Raw genomic sequence first — 21,359 nt, 5'->3', positions numbered from 1 at the left:
GATGGAATCGAAGCATGGACACGACGATTCCCGGGAACGAGCCCACTCCGAGCGTGCAGATCGACGCCGACCGGTTGGAGGCGAACATCACGGCCATGGCCGCGGCCACGCGGGCGCGCGGGGTGGCGCTGCGCCCCCACGCCAAGACCCACAAGATCCCCGAGATCGGCGCGCTCCAGGTGGCGGCGGGCGCCGTCGGGCTGACCGTGGCCACGGTCGGCGAGGCGGAGGTCTTCGCCGGGGCCGGAGTTGAGGATCTGTTCATCGCCTACCCGCTGTGGGTTGACTCGGCGAAAGGGGACCGGCTGCGTCGGCTCGCGGCAAGAGCGCGGATCACTGTGGGCGTGGATTCCGCCGAGAGCGCCACCGCCCTGGCACGCAACCTCGGCCCGGCGGTCGGCGAGGTCGCGGTCCGGGTTGAGGTCGACAGCGGCCACCACCGCAGCGGCGTGGCGCCGGGGGATGCCGCCGGCGTGGCCGTGGCCGCCGCGGAAGCCGGTCTCCGGGTCACCGGAGCCTTCACCTTCCCGGGCCACAGCTACGCCCCGGGGATGCCGGTCACGGCGGCGCGGGACGAAGACGCGGCGTTGGATCGAGCTGCCGCCGGGCTCCGGGCCGAGGGCCTTGCCGCCGCCGAGCTGAGCGGCGGGTCGACCCCCTCGGCGCTGATGGGAGGAGGTACCGCCACCGAGCTGCGTCCGGGGGTCTATGTGTTCGGCGATGCCCAGCAGTGGGAGCTCGGCACGATCGGCCCCGGCGATATCGCCCTCACCGTGGCCGCCACCGTGGTCAGCCACCACCGGCGCACCCCGGGGGAGCCGGGGCACTTCCTGCTCGATGCCGGGAGCAAGATCCTCGGCAGCGACCGGGCGGCCTGGGCGACCGGCTACGGCAGGCTGCTGGAGCACCCGGAGGCGCGGATCGTCGCCCTCTCGGAGCACCACGCCACGGTGCAGTGGCCGGCGGGGGAGCCCCTGCCGGCCCGCGGCACCCGGCTGCGGGTGGTCCCGAACCACGTCTGCCTGCCCGTGAACCTCGTGGACGAGGTGCAGGTGGTCCGGGACGGCGCGGTCATCGACCGCTGGGCGGTCGCCGCCCGGGGCCGGAACAGCTGACCGGCCCCGGCGGAACGGCTCAGTCCGCGGCTCGGGCCGCCGTTCAGGCCGCGGTTCCGGCCGCGCCTCAGCCTGGGGGGACGATCTGGCCCTTGCTCAGGATGGTCAGCCCCGACTCGGTCACGGCGAACCCGCGGCTGAGGTCGAGCTCACGGTCCACGCCGATGCGTGCCCCGGCCGGAATCTTCACGTTCTTATCGATGATCGCGCGCCTGACGATGGCGCCGGGACCGATGGTCACCTTATCCATCAGCACCGAATCGCTCACCTCCGCGTTCTCCTCCACGAAGACGTCGGTGGCGAGGATCGAACCCTGAACGGTGCCGCCGGAGACGACGACGCCTGCCGAGACGATGGAGTCGTGGGCAGCCCCGGACCGGCCGGTGGCGCTGCGCACGAACTTCGCCGGCGGCGAGACGCTCTGACGGGTGTAGATCGGCCACTGCAGGTTGTACAGGTTGAACAGGGGCAGCGGGGAGATCAGGTCCATATTGGCGTCGTAGTAGGAATCCATCGTCCCCACGTCGCGCCAGTACTGGCGGTCCCGGTCGGTGGATCCCGGGATGAGGTTCGTCGTGAAGTCGTAGACGGCGGCGTCCTTGCGGTCGACGAAGTGGGGGATGATGTCCCCGCCCATGTCGTGCTTGGTGTCGAGCCGGGCGGCGTCCTCCTCGAGGGCCTTCAGCAGCGCGTCCGTGGTGAAGACGTAGTTGCCCATTGAAGCGAGGAAGCTGTTGGGGTCATCGGGCAGGCCCGGGGTGGTCTTCGGCTTCTCGACGAAGGCGGCGATGCGGGTCGGGTCCTGCTGGTCGACCTCGATGACGCCGAACTGGTCGACGAGGTTCATGGGCTGGCGCACCGCGGCGACACTGACCGAGGCGCCGGATTCGACATGCGCGTTGACCATCTGCTCGAAGTCCATGCGGTACACGTGGTCGGCGCCGATGACCACCACGATGTCGGGCTGGGCGTCGTGGATGAGGTTGAGCGACTGGTAGATCGCGTTGGCGCTGCCGAGGAACCAGCTCTTGCCGCGGCGCTGCTGCGCCGGCACCGAGGCGATGTACTGCTGGAGCTGCGTCGACATCCGCCAGGTCTCGGAGACGTGCCGGTCGAGGCTGTGCGACTTGTACTGGGTGAGCACCACGATCTGCAGGTAGCCGGAGTTCACCAGGTTCGAGAGGGCGAAGTCGATCAGCCGGTAGCTTCCGGCGAACGGCACGGCGGGCTTGGCCCGGTCCGCGGTGAGGGGCATCAGGCGTTTGCCTTCGCCACCTGCCAGTACAACCGCCAGAACTTTCTTAAGTGCCACGGGTAACCCCCTTCGAGTATTCCAACGTGTCGGTCCAATTCTGTTCACACTAGAGGACTGAGGCCTCCTGCACTACGTTGGGGGAGTGCGAGTAGATATTGTCTCCAAGGAATTCCCCCCAGAAATCTATGGCGGGGCAGGTGTCCATGTTGCGGAACTGAGCCGGGTGCTGGCCGGACAGGTGGATCTGAACGTCCACTGTTTCGGCGCGGAGCGGCCCGCCGACTACCACGGGGCGCGGGTGCGCACCTACGGCGTGCCTCCGGGGCTGGCCGGGGCGAATGCCGCCGTGCAGACCCTCGGGACGGACCTTGAGATGCTCGGGAACATCGGCGGCGCCGACCTGGTCCACTCCCACACCTGGTACGCGAACATGGCCGGGCACCTTGCCTCCCTGCTCCACGGCATCCCGCACGTGCTCAGCGCCCACAGCCTTGAGCCGCTGCGGCCGTGGAAGGCCGAGCAGCTCGCCGGAGGCTACGCGCTGTCGTCCTGGGCGGAGAAGACCTCGTACGAGGCCGCCGCGGCGGTGATCGCCGTGTCGGCGGGGATGCGCGACGACATCCTGCGCAGCTACCCCGCCGTCGACCCGGGGAAGGTGCACGTGGTGCACAACGGCATCGACGTCTCCGAGTGGGTGCGCGACGAGGACGACGACGCCGTGCGGGCCCTCGGCATCGACCCGGACCGTCCCAGCGTGGTCTTCGTGGGGCGCAACACCCGCCAGAAGGGCGTGCCCTACCTGCTCCGGGCCGCCGCGCAGCTGCCCGCGGACGTTCAGCTGATCCTGGTGCTCGGCGCGGCGGACACCCCCGAGCTCGCGGCGGAGACCGAGAAGCTGATCAATGAGCTCCGGGACCGGCGCGGCTCGGTGGTGCTCATCGAGCGGATGCTGCCGAGGCGCGAGGTGGTCCAGGTCCTGAGCCACGCGACGGTGTTCGCCTGCCCGTCCATCTACGAGCCCCTGGGCATCGTCAACCTCGAGGCGATGGCCTGCGGAGCCGCTGTCGTGGCCAGTGCCACCGGAGGGATCCCCGAGGTAATCGAGGATGGCGTCACCGGGACCCTGGTGCCGCTCGAACAGGTCTCCGACGGCACCGGGACGCCCCTCGATCCCGAACGGTTCGTCTCGGACTTCGCCGCCGCACTCACAGAGATGCTTTCCGATCCGGCGAAGGCCCGCCGGATGGGCGAGGCCGGCCGGACCCGCGCCGAACAGCACTTCGCGTGGGACTCCATCGCCGAGGCGACCCTCGAGGTGTACCGCAGCGTGCTTTAAAGGTGAAAGCCCCTGTCCGCCGGGCGGACAGGGGCTTTCTGACTTCCGGCGGATCCGGACGGGTCAGGCTGAGGTCTTCTCGGGTACCTGCCGCGACTTGCGCGGTGCACTCTTGCCCCGCGTCTTGGCCTGTTCCGCCTGCCGGGCCAGCAGGGTCTTCTCCTCGATCGGTGAGCCGCTGCTGGCGCGCTCTGCGCGGGCGTGCGCGGCGGCCTCGTCCTGGCGCCGCTTCTCGGCCCCGGTGGCGATCGCGGCGCGGAGGTGCTCGGGCCCGTAGCCGAAGGCCTCGACCAGGTCGAGGGCGTGCGGGCGGAGCTTGGCGAGCAGCCGGTTGATGTAGGGCGTGAGGGTCCGGGCCCGCTGCGAGGAGAGCCGGCCGTTCATCAGGTACCAGGCGAGGTTCCGCTCTAGCAGGCACAGCCCGAACAGGTCGCGCAGCCAGGTCAGGACCTGCCGGGTTCCGGGCTCCTCGACCCGGTGCAGCGCCGCCGTGAACGCCTCCCACTGCAGCAGTTCGGCGTGCGCCCGGGCCGTTTCGATCAGTTCGTGCTGGTGTTCATTGAACAGGGCAGCAGCCTTGGCCTGCGGCATGGTTCCGGCCCCCCGCAGGGCGCCGGCGAGTTCGGCCACCATGGTGCCGACTCGGTCCGAGAGCAGTCCGTGCTGCGTGTCCTCATCGCGCAGGGCGATCGCCGACTTCTTTTCGGACCCGGTGTCCACGACTGTCTGCACCACACGGCGGAGCCCGGAGCGGTGCACCGTCCGCCCCGCGGCCTGGGAGACCGCGTAGCGGGCGAGGACGCCGAAGTCCATGCCCTTGAACTCGCGGGCGTAGTCCGTCAGCAGGCGCTTGGCGACGAGCTGGAGCAGGACGTTGTTGTCACCTTCGAAGGTGGCGTAGACATCCATGTCCGCCCGAAGCGAGGTGAAGCGGTTCTCCGTGAGGAACCCGGCGCCGCCGCAGGCCTCCCTGCACTCCTGCAGCGTATCCAGGGCCAGCCAGGTGGACAGCGGCTTGTAGGCCGCGGCGAGGGTCTCGAGGTCCTGGCGGTCGGCGTCGGTGTCGGAGGTGCCCGAGAACACGCCGTCGAACTTCTCCAGCAGTTCCTCGTGGGCGAACGACGCAGCGTAGGTGGCGGCCAGCCGCGGCAGGAGGCGCCGCTGGTGGCGCTGGTAGTCGAGGATGACCTCTTCGGAGAGGTCCGAGGACGCGTTGAACTGGCGCCGCTCGGAGGCGTAGGTGATGGCGGTCTTCAGCGCGATCTTGCTCACCGCGACGGCCGCGCCGTCGAGGGACACGCGGCCCTGCACGAGCGTGCCAAGCATGGTGAAGAAGCGGCGGCCCGGCGAGGCGATGGGGGAGCTGTAGGTGCCGTCGGGGGCGACGCTGCCGTACCGGTTCAGCAGGTACGTCCGGGGCACCCGGACGTTCCCGAAGTGCAGCCGGCCGTTGTCGATGCCGTTCAGGCCGCCCTTGAGGCCGTCGTCCTCGCCGCCGATTCCTGGCAGGAAGGCGCCGTCGGCGTCGCGCAGTTCGACGTAGAAGGCGTGCACCCCGTGGTTGACGCCCCGGGTGATGAGCTGGGCGAAGACGACGGCGGCGCGGCCGTCGACGGCGGCATTGCCGATGTAGTCCTTCCACGCCGCCCGGAAGGGGGTGTTCAGGGTGAAGGATTCGTCCTCTGGGGAGTAGACGGCGGTCGTGGCGATGCTTGCCACATCCGAGCCGTGCCCGGTCTCCGTCATGGCGAAGCAGCCCGGGATGTCCATGTTCATGATGCCGGGCAGCCATGCCTTGTGGTGCTCCTCGGTGCCCAGGTGGAGCACCGCCGCGCCGAACAGGCCCCACTGGACGCCGGCCTTGATCTGCAGGGAGGGATCGGCGACCACGAGTTCCTCGAACCCTGCGACGTTGCCGCCGTGGTCGTCGTGCCCGCCGAGCGCGGTCGGGAAGGCCCGGTGCACCGCCTGATTCTTCACCAGGTAGTGGAGCTGGTCGAAGCAGCGGCTGCGGTGCTCGGCCGCTGTGAGTCCTTCGATCTTGTGCACTTCGGGGCGCCCTGCGAGCTCCCGGGCGGTCCGGCGCACCGAGGCCCATTTCCCGAGGAGCAGTTCCCCGAGCACGGCGGGGTCGAGGACGGCCGCGTCATTGTCGGTGATCGTGCCCGCCGGGGGGACCTGCCGGGGGCCGGTCGCTGTCTGCGTCATGAGTTGTCCTTTGCAGGGGAGGAGGTGGTGGAGTCCGGTGCCGGGCGGGATGGTTGCCCGGTGGGCACCTGGTGGCTGATGCCTTCGAAGAGCCAGTCGGTCAGCTGGTCGGCGAGCTGCTCCACGCCGGGCTTGCCCGGGCCGGCGGGCGCCGCCAGCCACAGCTCACCGGCGGAGCGGACCATGCCGATGGCGGCCCGCGGCCAGTAAACGAGCCGAGGGTCGGCGGGGCCGCTCAGGTGGGGCGAGGACCGCAGGTAGGCCCGCATGGGGCGGGCCAGCATCTCGGTGACGGCCTCGAGGAAGTGGGTCAGGGGGTCGGCGGGCCGGGCCTCATCGGACGGGCCCGCGGCCAGGTCGGCCGGGCCGACCCGCGTGACGAACGCGTACACGTTCGGTGAGGTCTGTGCCATCTGCAGGTAGACGGAGATCATGGCGCGCAGGCCCTCGCGCGGCGTCTGGGCCTGCCGTGCCGCGGCAAGGATCTTCTGCTGCATCTGGCCCGTGACGACCTCGGCCATGGCCTGCTGCAGGCCGGTCTTGTCACCGAAGTAGCGGTAGTACACGGATTTGGAGGTGTCGGCTGCCGCCGCGATGTCCTCCATGGAGGCGCCGTGGCCGAGGGTGTCGACGGCGCGGCGTGCGGTGCTGATCAGCGCGCGCCGGCGCTCGGCACGGTGTCCCTCCCACCGGCTGGACCGCCCGTCGGGCACCGTCCCCGTTCCGGCGGGCACGGCGGAGACCGCTGAGGAAGTGTTCATGATACTCAGCGTATCAGGTACGCTGGGTATCGGTAATCCACCACCACCACCAGGAGATCCCTCATGTCGAACCAGCCAGGAGCAGGCGCGGGCACCACCACCGTCCGCAACGCCGTCGTCATCGGCGGCAACCGCATTCCCTTTGCGCGCTCGGGCGGGGCCTACGCCCATTCGTCAAACAAGGACATGCTCATCGCGGCCCTCGACGGCCTCGTCGCGCGGTTCGGCCTGCAGGGCGAACGCGTCGGCGAGGTGGCAGCAGGCGCCGTCCTCAAGCATTCCCGGGACTTCAACCTCACCCGCGAGGCGGTGCTGGGCTCAGCCCTCTCCGCGCACACCCCTGCCTACGACCTGCAGCAGGCCTGCGCCACCGGCCTTGAGACGGTTGTGGGCCTCGCCAACAAGATCAAGCTGGGCCAGATCGACTCCGGCATCGCCGGCGGCGTCGATTCAGCCTCCGACGCGCCCATCGTGGTCAGTGAGGGGCTGCGCCGGGTGCTTCTCGACCTCTCCCGGGCCCGCACGCCCAAGCAGAAGCTCGCCGCGGTCAGCAGGCTGCGCCCCCGGGACCTGGCACCGAACGCCCCAACCACGGGTGAACCCCGCACGGGGCTCTCCATGGGCGAACACCAGGCACTGACCACCGCGGCCTGGGGTATCACCCGCGAGGCCCAGGACGAGCTGGCCTATTCCAGCCATGCCAACCTCGCCGCGGCCTACGAGCGCGGGTTCTTCGAAGACCTGATGACCCCCTACCGCGGGCTGACCCGGGACGCGAACCTGCGCGCCGACACGTCGCTGGAGAAGCTGGCGAAGCTGAAGCCCGTGTTCGGCGCCGGGCTCGATACGCCGGCCACCATGACGGCGGGCAACTCCACGCCGCTGACCGACGGCGCCGCCGTCGTCCTGCTCGGCTCGGAGGACTACGCGCGGGCCAACAACCTGCCGATGCTCGCCAACGTCGTCGACGCCGAAGCCGCCGCTGTGGACTTCGTGAACGGCCAGGAGGGCCTGCTGATGGCCCCCGTCTACGCGATGCCGCGGCTGCTCCAGCGAAACGGGCTGCACTTCGACGACTTCGACTTCTTCGAGATCCATGAGGCCTTTGCCTCCACGGTCCTCAGCTCCATCGCCGCGTGGGAGAGCGAGGAGTTCTGCCGGACCCGCCTCGGCCTCGACGGAGCGCTAGGCAAGATCAATCGATCCAAGCTCAACGTCAACGGCTCCTCACTGGCCGCCGGCCACCCTTTCGCCGCCACCGGCGGGCGGATCGTGGCCTCCCTGGCCAAGGCGCTGGCGGAGAAGGGCTCGGGCCGCGGCCTGATCTCCGTGTGCGCTGCCGGCGGGCAGGGCGTCGTTGCCATCCTCGAGGCGCGCTGAGGTGGCGGATACCTACCTCGGCCTCGTCAACACACCGCTGCCGGGCAAGCTGGCCAGGACGCTGGGGCTGCCGCGCCCGGCGGTGCTGCGCCGCTACACCCCCGGCGACCCGCTCGTCCCCGGCCCGGTACTGGTCCTGGGCAGCGGCCCGGGCGCCGACACCCTGGCTGAGGCACTGCTCGGCTGGGACCAGGACGTCCGCCGGCACCTGCGCCCGGAGGAGAAGCTCGGCGCGGTGGTCGTTGCCCTCGATGCGGTGTCGCGTCCGGAGGACCTGGGTGCGCCCCTGCTCGAGCTCGGCCCGGCTGTCCGGGCCCTTCTGCCCGGCGGGAGGGTCGTCTCCCTTGGCCGGCCGGCGGAGGAAGCCGCGGACCCTGCCACAGCCGCCGCCCGCCAGGGGGTGGACGGCGCCGTGCGTTCGGTCGCCAAGGAACTGCGGGCCGGTGCCACAGCCAACGGGATCGTGCTTCTGGACGGGGCGGCGGCGGACAGCCCCGGGGCCCTGGGGGCCCTGCGGTTCCTGCTCTCCGGCCGCAGCGCCTATGTCGACGGCCAGTTCCTGCGGGTCTCCGCTATGCCCGAGCCGGAGGAGCCGGCCGGTGCCGGTGCTCCGCTGGCCGGCAGGACCGCGGTGGTGACCGGCGCGGCGCGGGGCATCGGGGCGAAGATCGCCGAGGTTTTGCACCGGGACGGGGCGAAGGTCGTCGTCGTTGACGTGCCCGCGGCAGGTGAGCAGCTGGCCGCGGTCGCAAACCGGGTCGGGGGAACGGCACTCCAGGTCGACATCACCGCTTCCGACGCCGCCGCCCGGATCCTGGACCACGTGAAGGAGCGCCACGGCACCCTGGACATCTTCGTGCACAACGCGGGAATCACCCGGGACAAGCTCCTTGCCAATATGGACCCGGCACGGTGGAACGCGGTCATCGCGGTCAATATCTCCTCGCAGCTGCGCATCAACGACGAACTGCTTGCCTCCCCGGTGTTCTCGCCCGAGGGCCGGATCATCAGCCTCGCCTCGACCAGCGGCATCGCGGGAAACCGCGGACAGAGCAACTACGCCGCCTCGAAGGCAGGGGTGATCGGCATGGTCCGCGCCACCGCGGCCGCGTTCGCTGGGTCCGGACGCACCATCAACGCCGTCGCCCCCGGGTTCATCGAGACCGACATGACCGCGAAGATGCCAATGCTCACCCGTGAGGCGGCCCGCAGGCTCAGTAGCCTGCAGCAGGGCGGGCAGCCGGTGGACGTGGCCGAGACCATCGCGTTCCTGGCCTCCGGGCCGGCCGGCGGCATCAACGGCCAGGTCATCCGGGTCTGCGGACAGAATCTGGTCGGAGCATGAACGAGGTCGTCCTGCCGGCAATGCCGGCGCTGGCGGGGCTGTACCGGCAGGCGGTAGTCGGCGCCGTGCTGCGGCGGGCCGGCCGGCGCAGCGCCGCGTCGGCGCTGCCGGTGGTCCGCCTCCGTGCCTCCGGCGGCCCCGTGGACCGGGAGCGGCTCACCGCCTTCCAGCATCTCGTCGGACAGGCGGCACGCGACGCCGTTCCCTCGGCTCACGTCCACACGCTGGCCTTTCCCGTCGCCATGAGTGTCATGGCCCGCCCGGACTTCCCGCTCCCGCTGCTGGGAATGGTCCACCTGAGCAACACGGTGGTGCAGACCCGGGCGCTGCGCGTGGGGGAGGAGTTTGAGTCGGTGGCCTACGCCGAAAACCTGAGCCCGCACCGGTCCGGGACCTCGGTGGACCTCGTCACCGAAGTGTCCGTGGACGGCGAGCGGATCTGGACGGGCCGCTCGGTCTACCTGGCCCGCGGCGTCCGGACCGTCAACGGCCGGGAGGAACATCCGGAGCCCTCCCCGGACGGATTCCCTGACGGATCCCCGGGGACGAGCCCGGCGGCCACTGACGACGGGAGGGACGCTGCCCTGCCGGGGAACGGAGACGCCTTCATCCCGCCGGTGCCCACGGCACAGTGGCACCTGGCCTCCGACACCGGACGGGCCTACGCCGCCGTATCCGGCGACTGGAACCCGATCCACCTGAGCGCGCCCTCCGCACGGCTGTTGGGGATGAAGCGCGCCATCGCGCACGGGGTGTACCTCGCCGCGCGCATGGTGGAGCTGGCGGAGCCGGCCGCGCCGGACGCTCTGTCGTGGGGCGTGAACTTCCTCTCCCCGGCATTGCTCCCGGGCACGCTCGCCGTCGCCGTCCGTCCCGGGGAGGCAACCGGCGGATCGGTCCGGCGCACCGAGGTCACCGGCTGGGCGTCCGGCGCGAAGCGGCCGTCCTTCACCGGATGGGTTACGGGGCAGGCGGTGGACCCGGCGTCCCCTTAGACTGGGCCAATGGCTGACGATCCGCTCCTGCAGCGCGCCCGGGAACTCGACGATAAGGACCCGCTGGCCGGGTACCGTGACCTGTTCATCACCGACGAAACCGACGGCATAGCGGCCTACCTCGACGGAAACTCCCTCGGGCGCCCCCTCGCGGCGACCGAACAGAGCCTTGCCGATTTCGTCCGGCACCAGTGGGGGTCCCGCCTGATCCGCGGCTGGGATGAGGGCTGGCTGGAACTGCCCGAACGGATCGGTGACCGGCTGGGGAGCATCGTCCTGGGCGCCGCGCCCGGGCAGTGCATCGTTGCCGATTCCACCAGCGTCCTGCTGTACAAACTCGCCCGTGCCGCCGTCTCCGCCAGGCCGGGCCGCACCGAAATTGTCATCGACCGTGACAATTTCCCCACCGACCGGTTCCTGATGGAAGCCATCGCCCGCGAGCGCGGGCTCACCGTTCGGTGGCTTGAGGTTCCCTACGACGGCGGGGCGAGCGCGGAGGCCGTTGCCGGCGTCGTCGGGCCCTCGACCGCCCTTGTGGTGCTGAGCCACGTGGCGTACCGGTCCGCCCACGCCGCCGACGTTCCCGGCATCACCTCGGTGGTTCACGACGCCGGGGCCCTGGTGTTGTGGGACCTGAGCCACTCGGTGGGCTCTGTGCCCCTTGAGCTCGATGCCTGGGGAGTCGACTACGCTGCCGGCTGCAGCTACAAGTACCTCAACGGCGGCCCCGGCGCCCCCGCCTGGGCGTACGTCGCCGCACGGCACCTCGATTCCTTCGACCAGCCCATCCAGGGCTGGCTTGGCAGCGCCTACCCCTTCGCCATGGGCGGGTCCTATGAGCCGGCGCCGGGGATCCGCAGGATCGTCTCCGGCACTCCGCCCATCCTCGGCATGCTCGCGCTGCAGGACATGCTCGATGTGCTGGAGAAGGCCGGCATCGGGGCGGTGCGGGAGAAGTCGGTGGCCCTGACCGGTTTCGCCATCGAAGCGGTCGACGCCCTCCTGGGCCCCGCCGGAGTAGTGGTGGCCTCGCCGCGCGCACCGGGCGAGCGCGGCGGCCACATCACCATCGACCATCCGGCGTTCGCCACCATGGTGCCAGGCCTCTGGGAGCAGGGGATCATCCCCGACTACCGGAACCCCTCGGGCATCCGCCTGGGCCTGTCTCCGCTGACCACGTTATTCGAGGAGACATTGGTCGGAATCCGCGCCATCGCCGACAGAATGGTTGTCGAAGGGGCGGGGCCTGTCGCTCGCTGAGCGAGGCGGTCTATTGTTGGGCTATTGCCCGGACCGGAGCCGGGTGTCCTTAAGGGACGGCTGATCAGTGCGGACAAGTGGAGGCAAGGACATGGCTGAGGACGAGGGCGATTCACCCACCCTGCAGGTGGGGACCCTCCTCCAGGACATGGTGCTCGACAGCACCGATGTCGAGGAGTTCCTGACGGAGCTGGTGAAGCTCGCGGCCGCAACCCTCGAGGGACGGCACGGCGAGATGCTTTGCGGTGTGACCCTGCTGCGTCCCAAGCGGACGGGCACTGTGGCCAGCAGCAGCGAGCACGCCCGGAACATGGACGAGATCCAGTACAACTTCGAGGATGGGCCCTGTCTGCGCGCCGCCCGGGAAGAGAAACTCGTCCACGTTCCGGACATCACCCGGGACACCCGGTTCCCGGATTACCGGGACGCCATCGCCGAACACGGCATCCGCTCGATCCTCGGAGTCCCGATCCTGCTTGAGGGCGACGCAAGCGCGGGGCTGAACCTCTATTCCGACCACGTCGACGCGTTCGATGACGATGCCATCGCCGCGGCCGAAACCTTCGCGGACGAGGCGTCGAAGGCCCTGCGGCTGGCCGTGCGCATCGCCCGGCTGACCGAATCCGCGAACGACCTCAAGACCGCGATGGAGTCACGGACCACCATCGACCTCGCCGTGGGGATCATCATGGGCCAGAACCGCTGCAGCCAGGATGAGGCGTTCGGCATCATCCAGTCGGCCTCGAACACCCGGAACATGAAGCTGCGGGACATCGCCACCGCCATTGTGGCCTCCACCGGAAAGTCCACGCCGAAGACCCACTTCGAGCTCTAGCCGCGCCACGGCGGCCGGCTCAGTCGGACCTTCCCGCCAGGCCTTCGGTGAGCCGGCCCAGCAGACGCAGGAGGGTGGAGTAGTCCCCACCGGGCAGCGACTCGCTGACCTGCCGCCGCACGTCGGCGACGGGCCCGCTAAGTGCCTTGTGCACGTGCCGGCCGGCCTCCGTCAAGCGCAGCAGACCGGCGGCTTCCTCCACCAGGCCGCGCTCCGTCAGATCGGCGATGACGCCCGAGATGACGGCCGGCGGATCGAAGGGGCTCAGCAGGTCAACCAGGCGGGCAGGGCTTTCAGGCCGCCTCGCCAGGGAGGCGAGCACCTGCCATGTCCGGCGGTCGCTTCCATGTCCCTCGAGGGCCCGGTCGAAGGCGCCGTCGAGCCGTCGGTCGGCCTCCTTGAGCCACCAGCCGATGGGCCTGTCCTGCTGACCCGGCGCGGGTTCCGGCCCCGGGTCAGCCACGTCCCGCGAGGACCTGGTGCGGGTATTGGGCGCCGCGGCCCTGGAAGTCGAGGATGGCCGGGTTGATTACCTCTCCGTCCCGGATTTCAATGGCGCGCCTCAGCGTCTCGTTGGCATCCCAGGCCTCCGGCCCCTCCAACACCGGGCCGAGGAACGGCAGCAGCGCCTCGCTGATCTCCCAGGTGGCCGAGTCCCACAGATAGGACGGGGTGTGGTCGACGGCGTAGTAGCGGACGTGGTCCCCGACCTCGAACATCGGTTCGGCGAACGAGGTGGGCCGGGCCCAGCTGAAGCCCATGCCCCGGTCACAGGAGACATCGATAATGAGGCTGCCACTGGAGAACAGGGGAAGGTCGGCTTCTCGGAGGTACATCTGCGGCGCGTTGGGGTTCTGCAGGGTGCAGTTCACCACCAGGTCATAGCGGGCTAGGTAGGGGGCCAGGGGCAGCCGGCCATCCTCAGCGAGGACCTCGCTCAGCTGCGGGTCCTCGGCGGTGGCTTCGATCTGGGCGATGCGGGCCGAGTGGATGGGTGATCCGACGGCCGCCACGCCCCGGTTCGTCAGGATCTGCACGTCGCTGATGCCGTGGGCGTTCAGGGCGGTGACGGCGCCACGGGCGGTGGCTCCGAAGCCGATGACGGCCGCGGTGAGCCGCCGGCCGTAGTCCCCGGTGAGGCCGGAGAGCTGCAGCGCGTGCAGGACCGAGCAGTACCCTGCCAGTTCGTTGTTCTTGTGGAAGACATGGAGGGAGAACCCGCCGTCCTCCGTCCAGTGATTCATCGCCTCGAAGGCAATCAGTGTGAGCCGCTTGTCGATGGCCAGCTGGGTGATCTCACGATCCTGAACGCAGTGGGGCCATCCCCAGAGGACCTGACCGTCGGCCAGTGAAGCGAGGTCGGACGCCTGCGGCTTGGGAAGGAGAACGACGTCGGAGGAGGCGATGATCTCCTCGCGCCTCAGCAGGGGCCCGACCAGCGGCTCCAACTGCGCATCGGAGAGCCCGAACTGGGCACCGTAGCCCTGCTCGACGCGCATCCGCCCGCGGACCGCGGCGTCGATGCGTTCGAAGTGGTGAGGGTGGAGGGGAAGCCGGCGTTCATCCGGCTTGCTGGAGAGGGCGAGGACACCAAGGCGCAGGTCCGTCATGGTTTACGCCCTCCCGAGTCGGGCGGGGGCCGCCGACGCCGGATCCCGTGTTCCCGGTGGGGACGGGGTGCAGGGCGTCAGTGGGACCGAATGTGGGCAGGTCTGGATCATCGTTGCTCCCTAGGAGGAACCAGGGGGTTCCGTGCGTTGACACTACACCCAGCAGGGCGTGGCCCTTCACCCTTCCTCCGGGCAACCCGGGTAGGGGAGCCTTCGATGCCTGCCGAACCGGCCGCAGCCGTCCGGTAGCCCCGATCCTCCCCGGAAGTCAATAGGTGTGCGCCCTACCGCTTCTGTGGGCGGCTTCTATACTTTCGGTGTGGCAATGTCGCTCCTGTTCGGTGTCGTGGCATCGAGCGCCCTGGTGATGGGGGCGCTCATCGGAGTGCGTTTCGACCTTCCGAAGCGGCTGCTGGCCATCCTCCTGTCCTTCGCCGCCGGTTCGCTCATCACTGCACTGGCCTTCGAGCTCTTCGAGGATGCGTTTGAGCACGGCGGGATCTGGCGGGCCGCGATCGGGCTCGCCGCGGGGGCCATCGTCTTCACGGTCCTGAGTGCGCTGCTCGACCGTTGGGCCCAGGCCGGGTCGCAGGACACCCCGGCGGACGAATACCAGGGCAGCGCCAAGCTCGACACCGACTCCGCCGCCCAGGACCGCCCCTCCTCGAAGGCCTCGACGAAGGGTGCCGCGGGCATGGCGCTGCTGGCGGCGGTGACCCTCGACGGCGTGCCCGAGAATGTCGCCCTGGGCGTCGCCCTGGGGGAGGGGACCGGTGGGCTGGCCCTGCTTGCCGCCATCTTCGTTTCGAACTTCCCGGAGGCCCTGGTTGGTGCGTCCTCGATGCGCGACCAAGGAAAGGCCTCGGCCGCGATCGTCGGCCTGTGGGTTGCGTGTGCGGCGCTGCTGGTGATCGCCGTCCTCATTGGGGCAGGACCGCTGTCGGGCAGCAACCCCGAGACCATCTCCATTCCGCTTGCCTTTGCCGCCGGCGCGGTGATCGCTTCACTGGCCGACACCCTGATGCCCGAGGCCTATGAGAACGGCGGGCCCGCCGTGGCGCTGAGCACCGCCGCGGGTTTCCTGCTTTCCTTCGTGCTCTCCCTCATGTGAGGTTTCGGGCGGGTCCGGCCCTCCGGAGGCACTTGTACTGTAGGGCGATGAGCGAAACCACCTTCCTGCGCAGCTCGATGCTTTATACGGGAGCCCAATATGCGGCGGCGGCACGGGTGCCCACCAGGGAGCACCTGATCTTCACTGCCGGGGCGTGTCCGCTGAATCTCGACGCATCGACGGCGGCCGTCGGCGACTACCGGGGGCAGGCGGCCAAGGTGATGGACAACCTTCTCCTGGCGCTCGCCGCCGGTGGCGCTGACTTCTCCCATCTGGCTAAGACAACAGTCTTTGTGGCATCGAGCGACCGTGAGGATCTGGCCGAGGTCTGGAACGTCGTCCGGGCAAGGATGGGGGACCGGGACGTGCCGAGTACGCTTCTCGGCGTCGCGGTGCTTGGATACCCGGACCAGCTGGTGGAGGTCGAGGCCATCGCTGCCCTTCCGGTCCCGGATACCCCGGCACCTGCCCCCTGACCTGCATCACTTTGGGGCGCCAGTTCCGCCGCCGCCAGTCCCGCGTTCCGCCCGCGCCGGCGGAGACAGTGCGGCGTCCAGAGCGGACCGCACCCTCGCATCGAGCCCACTGAGGAGAAGGGGCAGGTCGTGGGCCGCATAGGAGGTGCCTCCCTGCCAGTCGGTTCTGACGACCCTGTCCCCGTCCCACCAGAACGTGTTCCGCGGCTCCCCCTCGACCTCCAGCAGGACCTTCAGTGCCTCCTGCCGGCCCCACGGCGTCTCGACCGTTTCCCGCCCCCGCACGGCGAAGACCGCGCCAAGGGCCGTCCCGTCGCCGTCCTCAATGAACTGGCTGAATGCCACCCGATCCTTCCCCGCCCGCAGTGCCTGCACCAGGAGCAGGTGTGCTGCATAGCTCGGAATCGAACGGTGGGCTGCCCCGCCCGCGTCATCAGCGGGGACTCCGGTGATATCGACGTCGGAGCCGTGGTCCACATAGCTGTATGAGGTCCAGCCGAGGACATCGCTCCCATACCGTGTCTCCTGGGTTAGGTGAACAAGGTGTCCGTCCGGGAGCAGAAACGCGACCGTGGTCCGGAGTGCGCCGCCTCCGGTCTCACGCACCAACGCGCCGGTCCGCCGCCCGTCGATGTAGAACGCCTCCGCTTCCAACCCCATCAGCACAACGTAGTCCCCCGTCGGGGGGCTGCCGGCGATGCCACGCGGCGACAGTGCCCACCCGCCAAGAACTGGCAGGCATAATGAGGCGCATGCAGCCACAGTGGAGCCCCCGGATCGGCTGGATGGACCTGCCCGCGCACGTCCGGGCCGGCGTCGAAGGAGTCCTTGGGGAGCCCATGGCCGAGTTCGCCGGCCAGCAGGGAGGATTCTCTCCCGGCAGCGCGGACCGGGTGGTGACCCCCACCGGCCGGCGGGCGTTCGTCAAGGCGGTGGGCCCGGCCCTGAACGCCGCCTCACCGGGGATCCGCCGGAAGTAAGCAGCGGTGACCGCCGTCCTGCCAGGGACCCTGCCCACAGCGTCCCTGATCGGCACCTTCGACGACGGCGAATGGATCGCCCTCGTGCTCACCGACGTGGACGGACGCCACCCCCGCCTGGCAGCCCGACGAGGTGGGCTGGTCCTCGATGCCCTCCTGACGGTGGCCCGGACACCGGTCCTCCCGGCGCTGGGCCACCTTCCGGACCTGGCCTTGGACGTCGGTCCAGAGCCAGCCGACGGCGTTGTTTCAGTCGAGGAGGTCATCCCAGTCGAGCGGCGTCACGGTGTTTGACTCCCAGTCCTGCCGGAGGATCGAATACGCCACGGAGGCCAGCCTCCCTCCATCAGCGGTCGGCCACCCCAGACGGTAGTGCGCCTCCTTGAGAAAACCGGCACGCAGGAAAGTCCTGCGCATGGCGATGTTGTCCTCGCGCGTCTGGCCCTCGAAGCGGACGATGTCCGGCATGGAGGTAAACACCAGCGCACACAGCGCCCGCAGGGCCGCGGTCCCGGCACCCCGTCCGCGGTGGGAGTCGCCCAGACCTAGGTCGAACATCGGCGTGTCATCGCGCAGGTCCTGGAGAACGGCCATGCCGATGCAATGTCCGGCATCGTCAATCCAGTAACCCTGGGTTTCCTCGTTCCAGAAGCGGCCCGCCTGCACACCGGGGCGGAGGCTGCCGAGGGTGGAGGAGGTCAGGACGTGGAAGGGGAAGGTGTTGGAGGCGAGGAACTCCACCACGGCGTCGGCATCGTCGGAACCAATGGCCCTCAAGGTGATGTGCATGGACGGAGCCTATGGGCAGCACACGTACGACAGTGGGAGGTGCGCTGCCCCGGCCGGGGTCCATCCAGGCCCGGGACCGGACGCTACGCGCGGGCCGCCCGGCCCCGGCCCATGTGGCCGCCAAGGAAGCCGCCGATCACCAGGAGCGCTCCGCCCACCCTGCCCAGGCCCACGCCGATGCCATGCCGGCCCCGTACGCGCGCACACCAGGAGCCGAAAAAGACGAGAACGGCCATGCCGTTGGCTGCCGCGTGCACAATTCCCACCCGGCGAGTGGGCCGGTCGGCCATCGCCCACTCAGCCCAGCCGGTGATCCCCGCCGCCCCGGAGGAGGCGAGCCCGAGCGCTACCAGCCGGGTGGCTGCCTGCCGTGAGCCGGGATCGGGAAACAGGTCGAGGAACTGCGCCATGAACCATGCGCCGAACGGAAGGTCCTTGACGATGATGTGCAGGGGTATGCCCGTGGTGTCGCCGTGGAAGAGCCGGCGTGCGCGCTCGCGGACGATGAGGCGCTGGGCTGCGGGGGCAGCGGCGTCGACGTACCGGTCCAGGCCGCCTGCGTGCTCAAGCGCCCCGAGAAGCCGGGGGTACAGTCCGGAGTTCGACGCCCCCGGGTCGCCAGCGTTGAATGAGTCCGGCTGGGGGAGATGCATCGCATCGGATGACATGGAAGCAGGCTACTACGTTCATAGTGGAAAGTCACTATGTTTATAGTGGGTTCATGCAACCCCTCCGTTTCCGCGCCCTCGACGCTGCCGTCGACCTCCTGGGTTCCTCCGGACTGCGCGCGCTGACACATGCCCGGGTCGATGAACGGGCGGGGCTGCCTCGGGGATCGACCTCCAACTACTTCCGGACCCGCCGGGCGCTGCTGGCGGGCGTTGTGGACCGCATCGTGGAGAGGGAACTTGATGCGTACGGCCCGCAGTTCTCTCCGGGCTCCACGGCCGAATTCGTCGACGGGCTCTGCCTCCTGTTCGAGCAGACGAGCGGCGCCAACCGGACCCTGACGGCGGCACGTCTGGCCCTGTTCATGGAGGCGGGCCACGATCCCGCCATCCGGGACGCCGTCGTGCGGGGCCGGGCCGCCATGGAGTCCGCTCTGCTGCCGGCCCTCGTGGGGCTGGGCGCTCGGGATCCACGTACCTCCGCCGCAGCGGTGATGGCCTGCTTCGAGGGTCTCCTGCTGCACCGCATCGCCCGGCACGACGAAACCGACCCGCGTCCGGTGTTCAGCTTCGTGGTGGCCGCTGCCCTCGACTGACGGCGATGCCAAGGCGGCTGCCCTGGGAGCGGGTGCGACGCGCGGGCCAGCGGACCGCCGTCCGGCCTGAAGGGGTCAGCGGGCGCGCTCGAGGCGGTGCCGGAGACCGGAGGCGACCGCCGGCCACTCGGGGGCGGTGATCGAGAAGACGACGGTGTCCCGCAGGGTGCCGTCGGCCATGCGGCTGTGGGCCCGGAGTACGCCGTCCTGGCGGGCCCCCAGCCGGGCGATGGCTTCCCGCGACTGGAGGTTGTGCCAGTGGGTGGTGAAGGTCACGGAGGCACAGCCCTCGGTTTCGAAGGCGTGGGTCAGCAGCAGGAGCTTGCTTTCGGCGTTGGTCCCTGTCCGCTGGGTCGACAGCCGGTTCCAGGTGTAGCCGATCTCCACGCGCGGCGTCGCCCTGTCGATGTCGCAGAAGGTCGTCATCCCCAGCACCTCGCCGGTCCGCGCGTCCAGAGTTGCGAAAGGGAGCATTTCCCCTTCCGCCTGACGTGCAAGCCGACGGTCGATTTCCTCCGCCATGCCTTCGGGGGAGGGAATGCTCGTGTACCAGAGCTTCCACAGCTCACCGTCACGGACGGCATCGACCAGCCCCTGGTAATGGCGGTGGGCGAGGGGTTCGAGAACAACGCGGGAACCGGTAAACGTCAGGGGTTTGAAAGCCATGGAATCATCCAAGCACAGCCGACGTGCTGCCCGGTTCGCCCGGAGGTGCGTCCTACAGCGGCTTTTTCGCCAGCTGCTTCACCCAGGAGGGCGTTTCCTTGCCCAGCTTCCGGTCGGTGGTCAGCCGCAGGCGTGCCGCACGGATCCGGACCCGCTGCTCGTCGCCCTGGGCGGGGTGGTCGGCGGGCTGGCGGCGTCCTGCGTTCACATTGCGGCTTGCGGTTGCGCTCATTGCCCTGCCTCCTCCACAATCGGTTCCCCTGCTGCTCCATTCTCTCCCACGCCGTCAACCCCGTCCACTTCCGACGGGAGAAACCGCGCCCAGACGACCTCGAGGATCGCGACCTCCTCGGGGCCGGCGAGATCGCTGGCGGCGAGGCTGTCCAGGACGCCCAGTCCGATCTCCTGGCGCGGAGGGTCCTCCGACATTGCGGCATCAAGTGCCCATTCGGCCCGCGCCCACCACTGTGAGCGCTGGTCCGCCTCCCGGCGGTCCCGCACGTTCCGCCACGCGAACACTCCGGTGATGACCGCCGTCAGGAGGATCGCCAGCGGCCCGAATGAGCTGACCACCTCCCACCAGGGTGTGCCGTTGGAGACGATGTCGACCCTGACGGGATCGGGCGGGGTCGTAGCGGACGGCAGCATGTTCCCAGCCTAACTGGGCGCGGCGACGCCACCGTCGATGGCCCGACGGCACCCTCCGGGAGTGGTGATGACCGCCTACCGAGCCGGTCATCCGTCTGCGGCGAACTTCGGCTCCCGCGCTGGTTTTCCGGCGGGTTCTCCACCCGATTGTCGACTGTCAGCAGTGTTGCCGCCTTATTGTCCGGGCTGGCTTCCCTGCTGATCTGCGGGCCAGTGGTGCCGCCTTGAAGTCGGGCGGTTCGGCTGGTTTCCCGGGTGGTTTTCCGGTTGGTTTTCCGGCCGAGGAATGTCAGAGGCGGGTGAGATCCTTGGGTCATGGAGAGGGCAGGAATCCCGGATCCGGGGGTGGATCCCACGGCGCAGGACCCCGGGTGGCTTGAGGCCGCCGCGGACATCCTGGGTGCCGGGTTCCTGACCGGCCCGACGCCGGAGACCGCCGGGCTGGATGAGGCGATCGGCGGGCTGGAGGCGCTGGCGCGGCTGAAGAACTGGGCCGAGGCCCAGACCGTGAGGTTCACCGAGCGGGTCCGGACCCTCACCGCAGAACGCCTCCAGGAGCGCGGGATGCAGGCCGGGTCCCTGGCCGATGCCCTGGCCGCCTCCGAGGTCGCCTGCGCCCTGCGGATCCCCGAACGCACCGCCGGGACCCTGATCGAGCACGCCTTCGTGCTCACCGGGCACCTCCCGGCAACCCTGACGGCCCTGGAGTCCGGGGCCATCTCCTGGCGGCACGCGGCCACCCTGGTCCAGGAGTGCGCCGGCCTGCCCGGCTTCGCCCTGCCCTACTTCGAACAACAGCTCCTGCCCGTCGCCCAGGACACCACCGCCGCGAAACTGGCCTACCGGGCCCGCCGGCTGCGCGCACAAATGCACCCGGAGACCATCAGCGACCGGACTCAATCGGCCCGGAAGAACCGCCGGGTCGACTTCCACCCCGACGACGACGGCATGGCCTGGCTGAACGTGTACCTCCCGGCGGACAAGGCCGTGGCCATCGACGGGCGCCTCACCCGGCTCTCCCGGGCGCTGCAGTGCCCCGAGGAGACCCGGACCCTGGCCCAGCTGCGCACCGATGCCCTCACCGACCTGCTCACCCACACCTGCCCCAGCCCCGCAAACACCGGCCCCGCAAACACCGGCACCGCTTCCCTCCCCGCCGATGCCGGTGTGGGTGCCGCCGGTGCGGGTGCGGTTCCGGGCCGGCCGGTTGGGCCCTACGGCTGGAACGGGATCCAGGCCCAGGTGCATGTCACCGTCCCGGTGCTGACCCTCCTCGACGTCGACGACGCCCCCGGCGAGCTCGAAGGCTACGGGCCCATCGACCC

General features: G+C 69.8%; 24 protein-coding genes. 13 read left to right on the top strand and 11 right to left on the bottom strand.

Annotated features, from left to right (window positions below):
- Nucleotides 1-14: 14 nt before the first annotated feature.
- The gene (locus I6N91_RS11175; RefSeq protein WP_198812641.1) at nucleotides 15-1,115 is read left to right on the top strand and encodes an alanine racemase; all 1,101 of its coding nucleotides are present in this window, start codon (nucleotides 15-17) and stop codon (nucleotides 1,113-1,115) included.
- 67 nt (nucleotides 1,116-1,182) lie between these two features.
- Here the strand turns inward: I6N91_RS11175 and glgC are convergent, their stop codons facing one another.
- Nucleotides 1,183-2,427, bottom strand: a complete 1,245-nt coding sequence (gene glgC / locus I6N91_RS11170; RefSeq protein ID WP_198812640.1) for a glucose-1-phosphate adenylyltransferase — start codon at nucleotides 2,425-2,427, stop codon at nucleotides 1,183-1,185.
- Between the two features lie 85 nt (nucleotides 2,428-2,512).
- Here glgC and glgA point away from each other — a divergent pair, with 85 nt between their 5' ends.
- On the top strand, nucleotides 2,513-3,706 hold the full coding sequence (gene glgA, locus I6N91_RS11165) for a glycogen synthase (protein ID WP_198812639.1): 1,194 nt from the start codon (nucleotides 2,513-2,515) through the stop codon (nucleotides 3,704-3,706).
- Nucleotides 3,707-3,769: 63 nt separating this feature from the next.
- Here glgA and I6N91_RS11160 read toward each other — a convergent pair whose 3' ends face one another.
- Together I6N91_RS11160 and I6N91_RS11155 are read right to left on the bottom strand one after the other, a co-directional pair.
- The gene (locus tag I6N91_RS11160; protein WP_198812638.1) at nucleotides 3,770-5,914 is read right to left on the bottom strand and encodes an acyl-CoA dehydrogenase; all 2,145 of its coding nucleotides are present in this window, start codon (nucleotides 5,912-5,914) and stop codon (nucleotides 3,770-3,772) included.
- Nucleotides 5,911-6,675 carry a TetR/AcrR family transcriptional regulator gene (locus tag I6N91_RS11155; protein WP_198812637.1) on the bottom strand — a complete coding sequence of 255 codons (765 nt, stop codon included), beginning with the start codon at nucleotides 6,673-6,675 and terminating at the stop codon, nucleotides 5,911-5,913. The genes I6N91_RS11160 and I6N91_RS11155 overlap by 4 nt, the downstream gene beginning before the upstream one ends.
- A 63-nt stretch (nucleotides 6,676-6,738) precedes the next feature.
- Here I6N91_RS11155 and I6N91_RS11150 point away from each other — a divergent pair, with 63 nt between their 5' ends.
- From I6N91_RS11150 to I6N91_RS11130, 5 genes are all read left to right on the top strand, one after another.
- Nucleotides 6,739-8,055: an acetyl-CoA C-acetyltransferase gene (locus I6N91_RS11150; RefSeq protein ID WP_198812636.1), complete on the top strand. Its 1,317-nt coding sequence runs from the start codon at nucleotides 6,739-6,741 to the stop codon at nucleotides 8,053-8,055.
- A 1-nt stretch (nucleotide 8,056) separates the two neighbouring features.
- On the top strand, nucleotides 8,057-9,400 hold the full coding sequence (locus I6N91_RS11145) for a 3-oxoacyl-ACP reductase (RefSeq protein ID WP_198812635.1): 1,344 nt from the start codon (nucleotides 8,057-8,059) through the stop codon (nucleotides 9,398-9,400).
- Nucleotides 9,397-10,395: a MaoC/PaaZ C-terminal domain-containing protein gene (locus I6N91_RS11140; protein ID WP_198812634.1), complete on the top strand. Its 999-nt coding sequence runs from the start codon at nucleotides 9,397-9,399 to the stop codon at nucleotides 10,393-10,395. Before I6N91_RS11145 ends, I6N91_RS11140 begins: the two co-directional genes overlap by 4 nt.
- Nucleotides 10,396-10,404: 9 nt before the next feature.
- A complete protein-coding gene (locus I6N91_RS11135; RefSeq protein ID WP_198812633.1) occupies nucleotides 10,405-11,655 on the top strand; it encodes a kynureninase in 1,251 nt (416 codons plus the stop codon).
- A 91-nt stretch (nucleotides 11,656-11,746) separates the two neighbouring features.
- Entirely contained in the window at nucleotides 11,747-12,490 is a 744-nt protein-coding gene (locus I6N91_RS11130) for a GAF and ANTAR domain-containing protein (RefSeq protein WP_198812632.1), read from the top strand.
- Between the two features lie 19 nt (nucleotides 12,491-12,509).
- On the opposite strand, the gene I6N91_RS11125 is transcribed toward I6N91_RS11130, so the two are convergent.
- Both I6N91_RS11125 and I6N91_RS11120 read right to left on the bottom strand, forming a co-directional pair.
- Entirely contained in the window at nucleotides 12,510-12,953 is a 444-nt protein-coding gene (locus I6N91_RS11125) for a hypothetical protein (protein ID WP_198812631.1), read from the bottom strand.
- Nucleotides 12,946-14,100 (bottom strand): N(5)-(carboxyethyl)ornithine synthase, encoded by a 1,155-nt coding sequence (locus tag I6N91_RS11120; RefSeq protein WP_198812630.1) that lies wholly within the window; start codon nucleotides 14,098-14,100, stop codon nucleotides 12,946-12,948. Before I6N91_RS11120 ends, I6N91_RS11125 begins: the two co-directional genes overlap by 8 nt.
- A 325-nt stretch (nucleotides 14,101-14,425) precedes the next feature.
- Between I6N91_RS11120 and I6N91_RS11115 the strand changes: the two genes are divergently transcribed.
- Nucleotides 14,426-15,211, top strand: coding sequence for a ZIP family metal transporter (locus tag I6N91_RS11115; RefSeq protein ID WP_233091773.1), 786 nt, complete (start codon nucleotides 14,426-14,428; stop codon nucleotides 15,209-15,211).
- A 47-nt stretch (nucleotides 15,212-15,258) separates the two neighbouring features.
- Nucleotides 15,259-15,687, top strand: a complete 429-nt coding sequence (locus I6N91_RS11110) for a RidA family protein (RefSeq protein ID WP_198812628.1) — start codon at nucleotides 15,259-15,261, stop codon at nucleotides 15,685-15,687.
- 6 nt (nucleotides 15,688-15,693) lie between these two features.
- Here I6N91_RS11110 and I6N91_RS11105 read toward each other — a convergent pair whose 3' ends face one another.
- Entirely contained in the window at nucleotides 15,694-16,347 is a 654-nt protein-coding gene (locus I6N91_RS11105) for a hypothetical protein (protein ID WP_198812627.1), read from the bottom strand.
- Nucleotides 16,348-16,439: 92 nt separating this feature from the next.
- Between I6N91_RS11105 and I6N91_RS11100 the strand changes: the two genes are divergently transcribed.
- Nucleotides 16,440-16,667, top strand: a complete 228-nt coding sequence (locus I6N91_RS11100; RefSeq protein WP_198812626.1) for a hypothetical protein — start codon at nucleotides 16,440-16,442, stop codon at nucleotides 16,665-16,667.
- A gap of 6 nt (nucleotides 16,668-16,673) precedes the next feature.
- Entirely contained in the window at nucleotides 16,674-16,961 is a 288-nt protein-coding gene (locus I6N91_RS11095; protein WP_198812625.1) for a hypothetical protein, read from the top strand.
- Here I6N91_RS11095 and I6N91_RS11090 read toward each other — a convergent pair.
- Nucleotides 16,917-17,456, bottom strand: coding sequence for a GNAT family N-acetyltransferase (locus tag I6N91_RS11090; RefSeq protein WP_198812624.1), 540 nt, complete (start codon nucleotides 17,454-17,456; stop codon nucleotides 16,917-16,919). The genes I6N91_RS11095 and I6N91_RS11090 overlap by 45 nt on opposite strands.
- Before the next feature lie 83 nt (nucleotides 17,457-17,539).
- A complete protein-coding gene (locus I6N91_RS11085; protein ID WP_233091765.1) occupies nucleotides 17,540-18,124 on the bottom strand; it encodes a DUF2231 domain-containing protein in 585 nt (194 codons plus the stop codon).
- A 53-nt stretch (nucleotides 18,125-18,177) separates the two neighbouring features.
- On the opposite strand from I6N91_RS11085, the gene I6N91_RS11080 reads away from it, so the two are divergent.
- Nucleotides 18,178-18,720, top strand: a complete 543-nt coding sequence (locus tag I6N91_RS11080; protein ID WP_198812623.1) for a TetR/AcrR family transcriptional regulator — start codon at nucleotides 18,178-18,180, stop codon at nucleotides 18,718-18,720.
- Nucleotides 18,721-18,795: 75 nt separating this feature from the next.
- On the opposite strand, the gene I6N91_RS11075 is transcribed toward I6N91_RS11080, so the two are convergent.
- The 3 genes from I6N91_RS11075 to I6N91_RS11065 are packed head-to-tail and all read right to left on the bottom strand — an operon-like array spanning nucleotide 18,796 to nucleotide 20,034.
- Nucleotides 18,796-19,386, bottom strand: a complete 591-nt coding sequence (locus tag I6N91_RS11075) for a GNAT family N-acetyltransferase (RefSeq protein WP_198812622.1) — start codon at nucleotides 19,384-19,386, stop codon at nucleotides 18,796-18,798.
- Nucleotides 19,387-19,438: 52 nt separating this feature from the next.
- A complete protein-coding gene (locus tag I6N91_RS11070; RefSeq protein WP_133402460.1) occupies nucleotides 19,439-19,618 on the bottom strand; it encodes a hypothetical protein in 180 nt (59 codons plus the stop codon).
- Nucleotides 19,615-20,034: a hypothetical protein gene (locus I6N91_RS11065; RefSeq protein ID WP_198812621.1), complete on the bottom strand. Its 420-nt coding sequence runs from the start codon at nucleotides 20,032-20,034 to the stop codon at nucleotides 19,615-19,617. Before I6N91_RS11065 ends, I6N91_RS11070 begins: the two co-directional genes overlap by 4 nt.
- Nucleotides 20,035-20,349: 315 nt before the next feature.
- Here I6N91_RS11065 and I6N91_RS11060 point away from each other — a divergent pair.
- The coding region (locus I6N91_RS11060; protein ID WP_198812620.1) for a DUF222 domain-containing protein at nucleotides 20,350-21,359 on the top strand (1,010 nt) is incomplete at its 3' end.

The sequence above is a fragment of the Arthrobacter sp. MSA 4-2 genome, assembly GCF_016405885.1.
Taxonomy (GTDB): Bacteria; Actinomycetota; Actinomycetes; order Actinomycetales; family Micrococcaceae; genus Arthrobacter_D.
The sequence above is the reverse complement of the archived record's forward strand: the minus strand, read 5'-3'. Positions and strand labels throughout refer to the sequence as shown.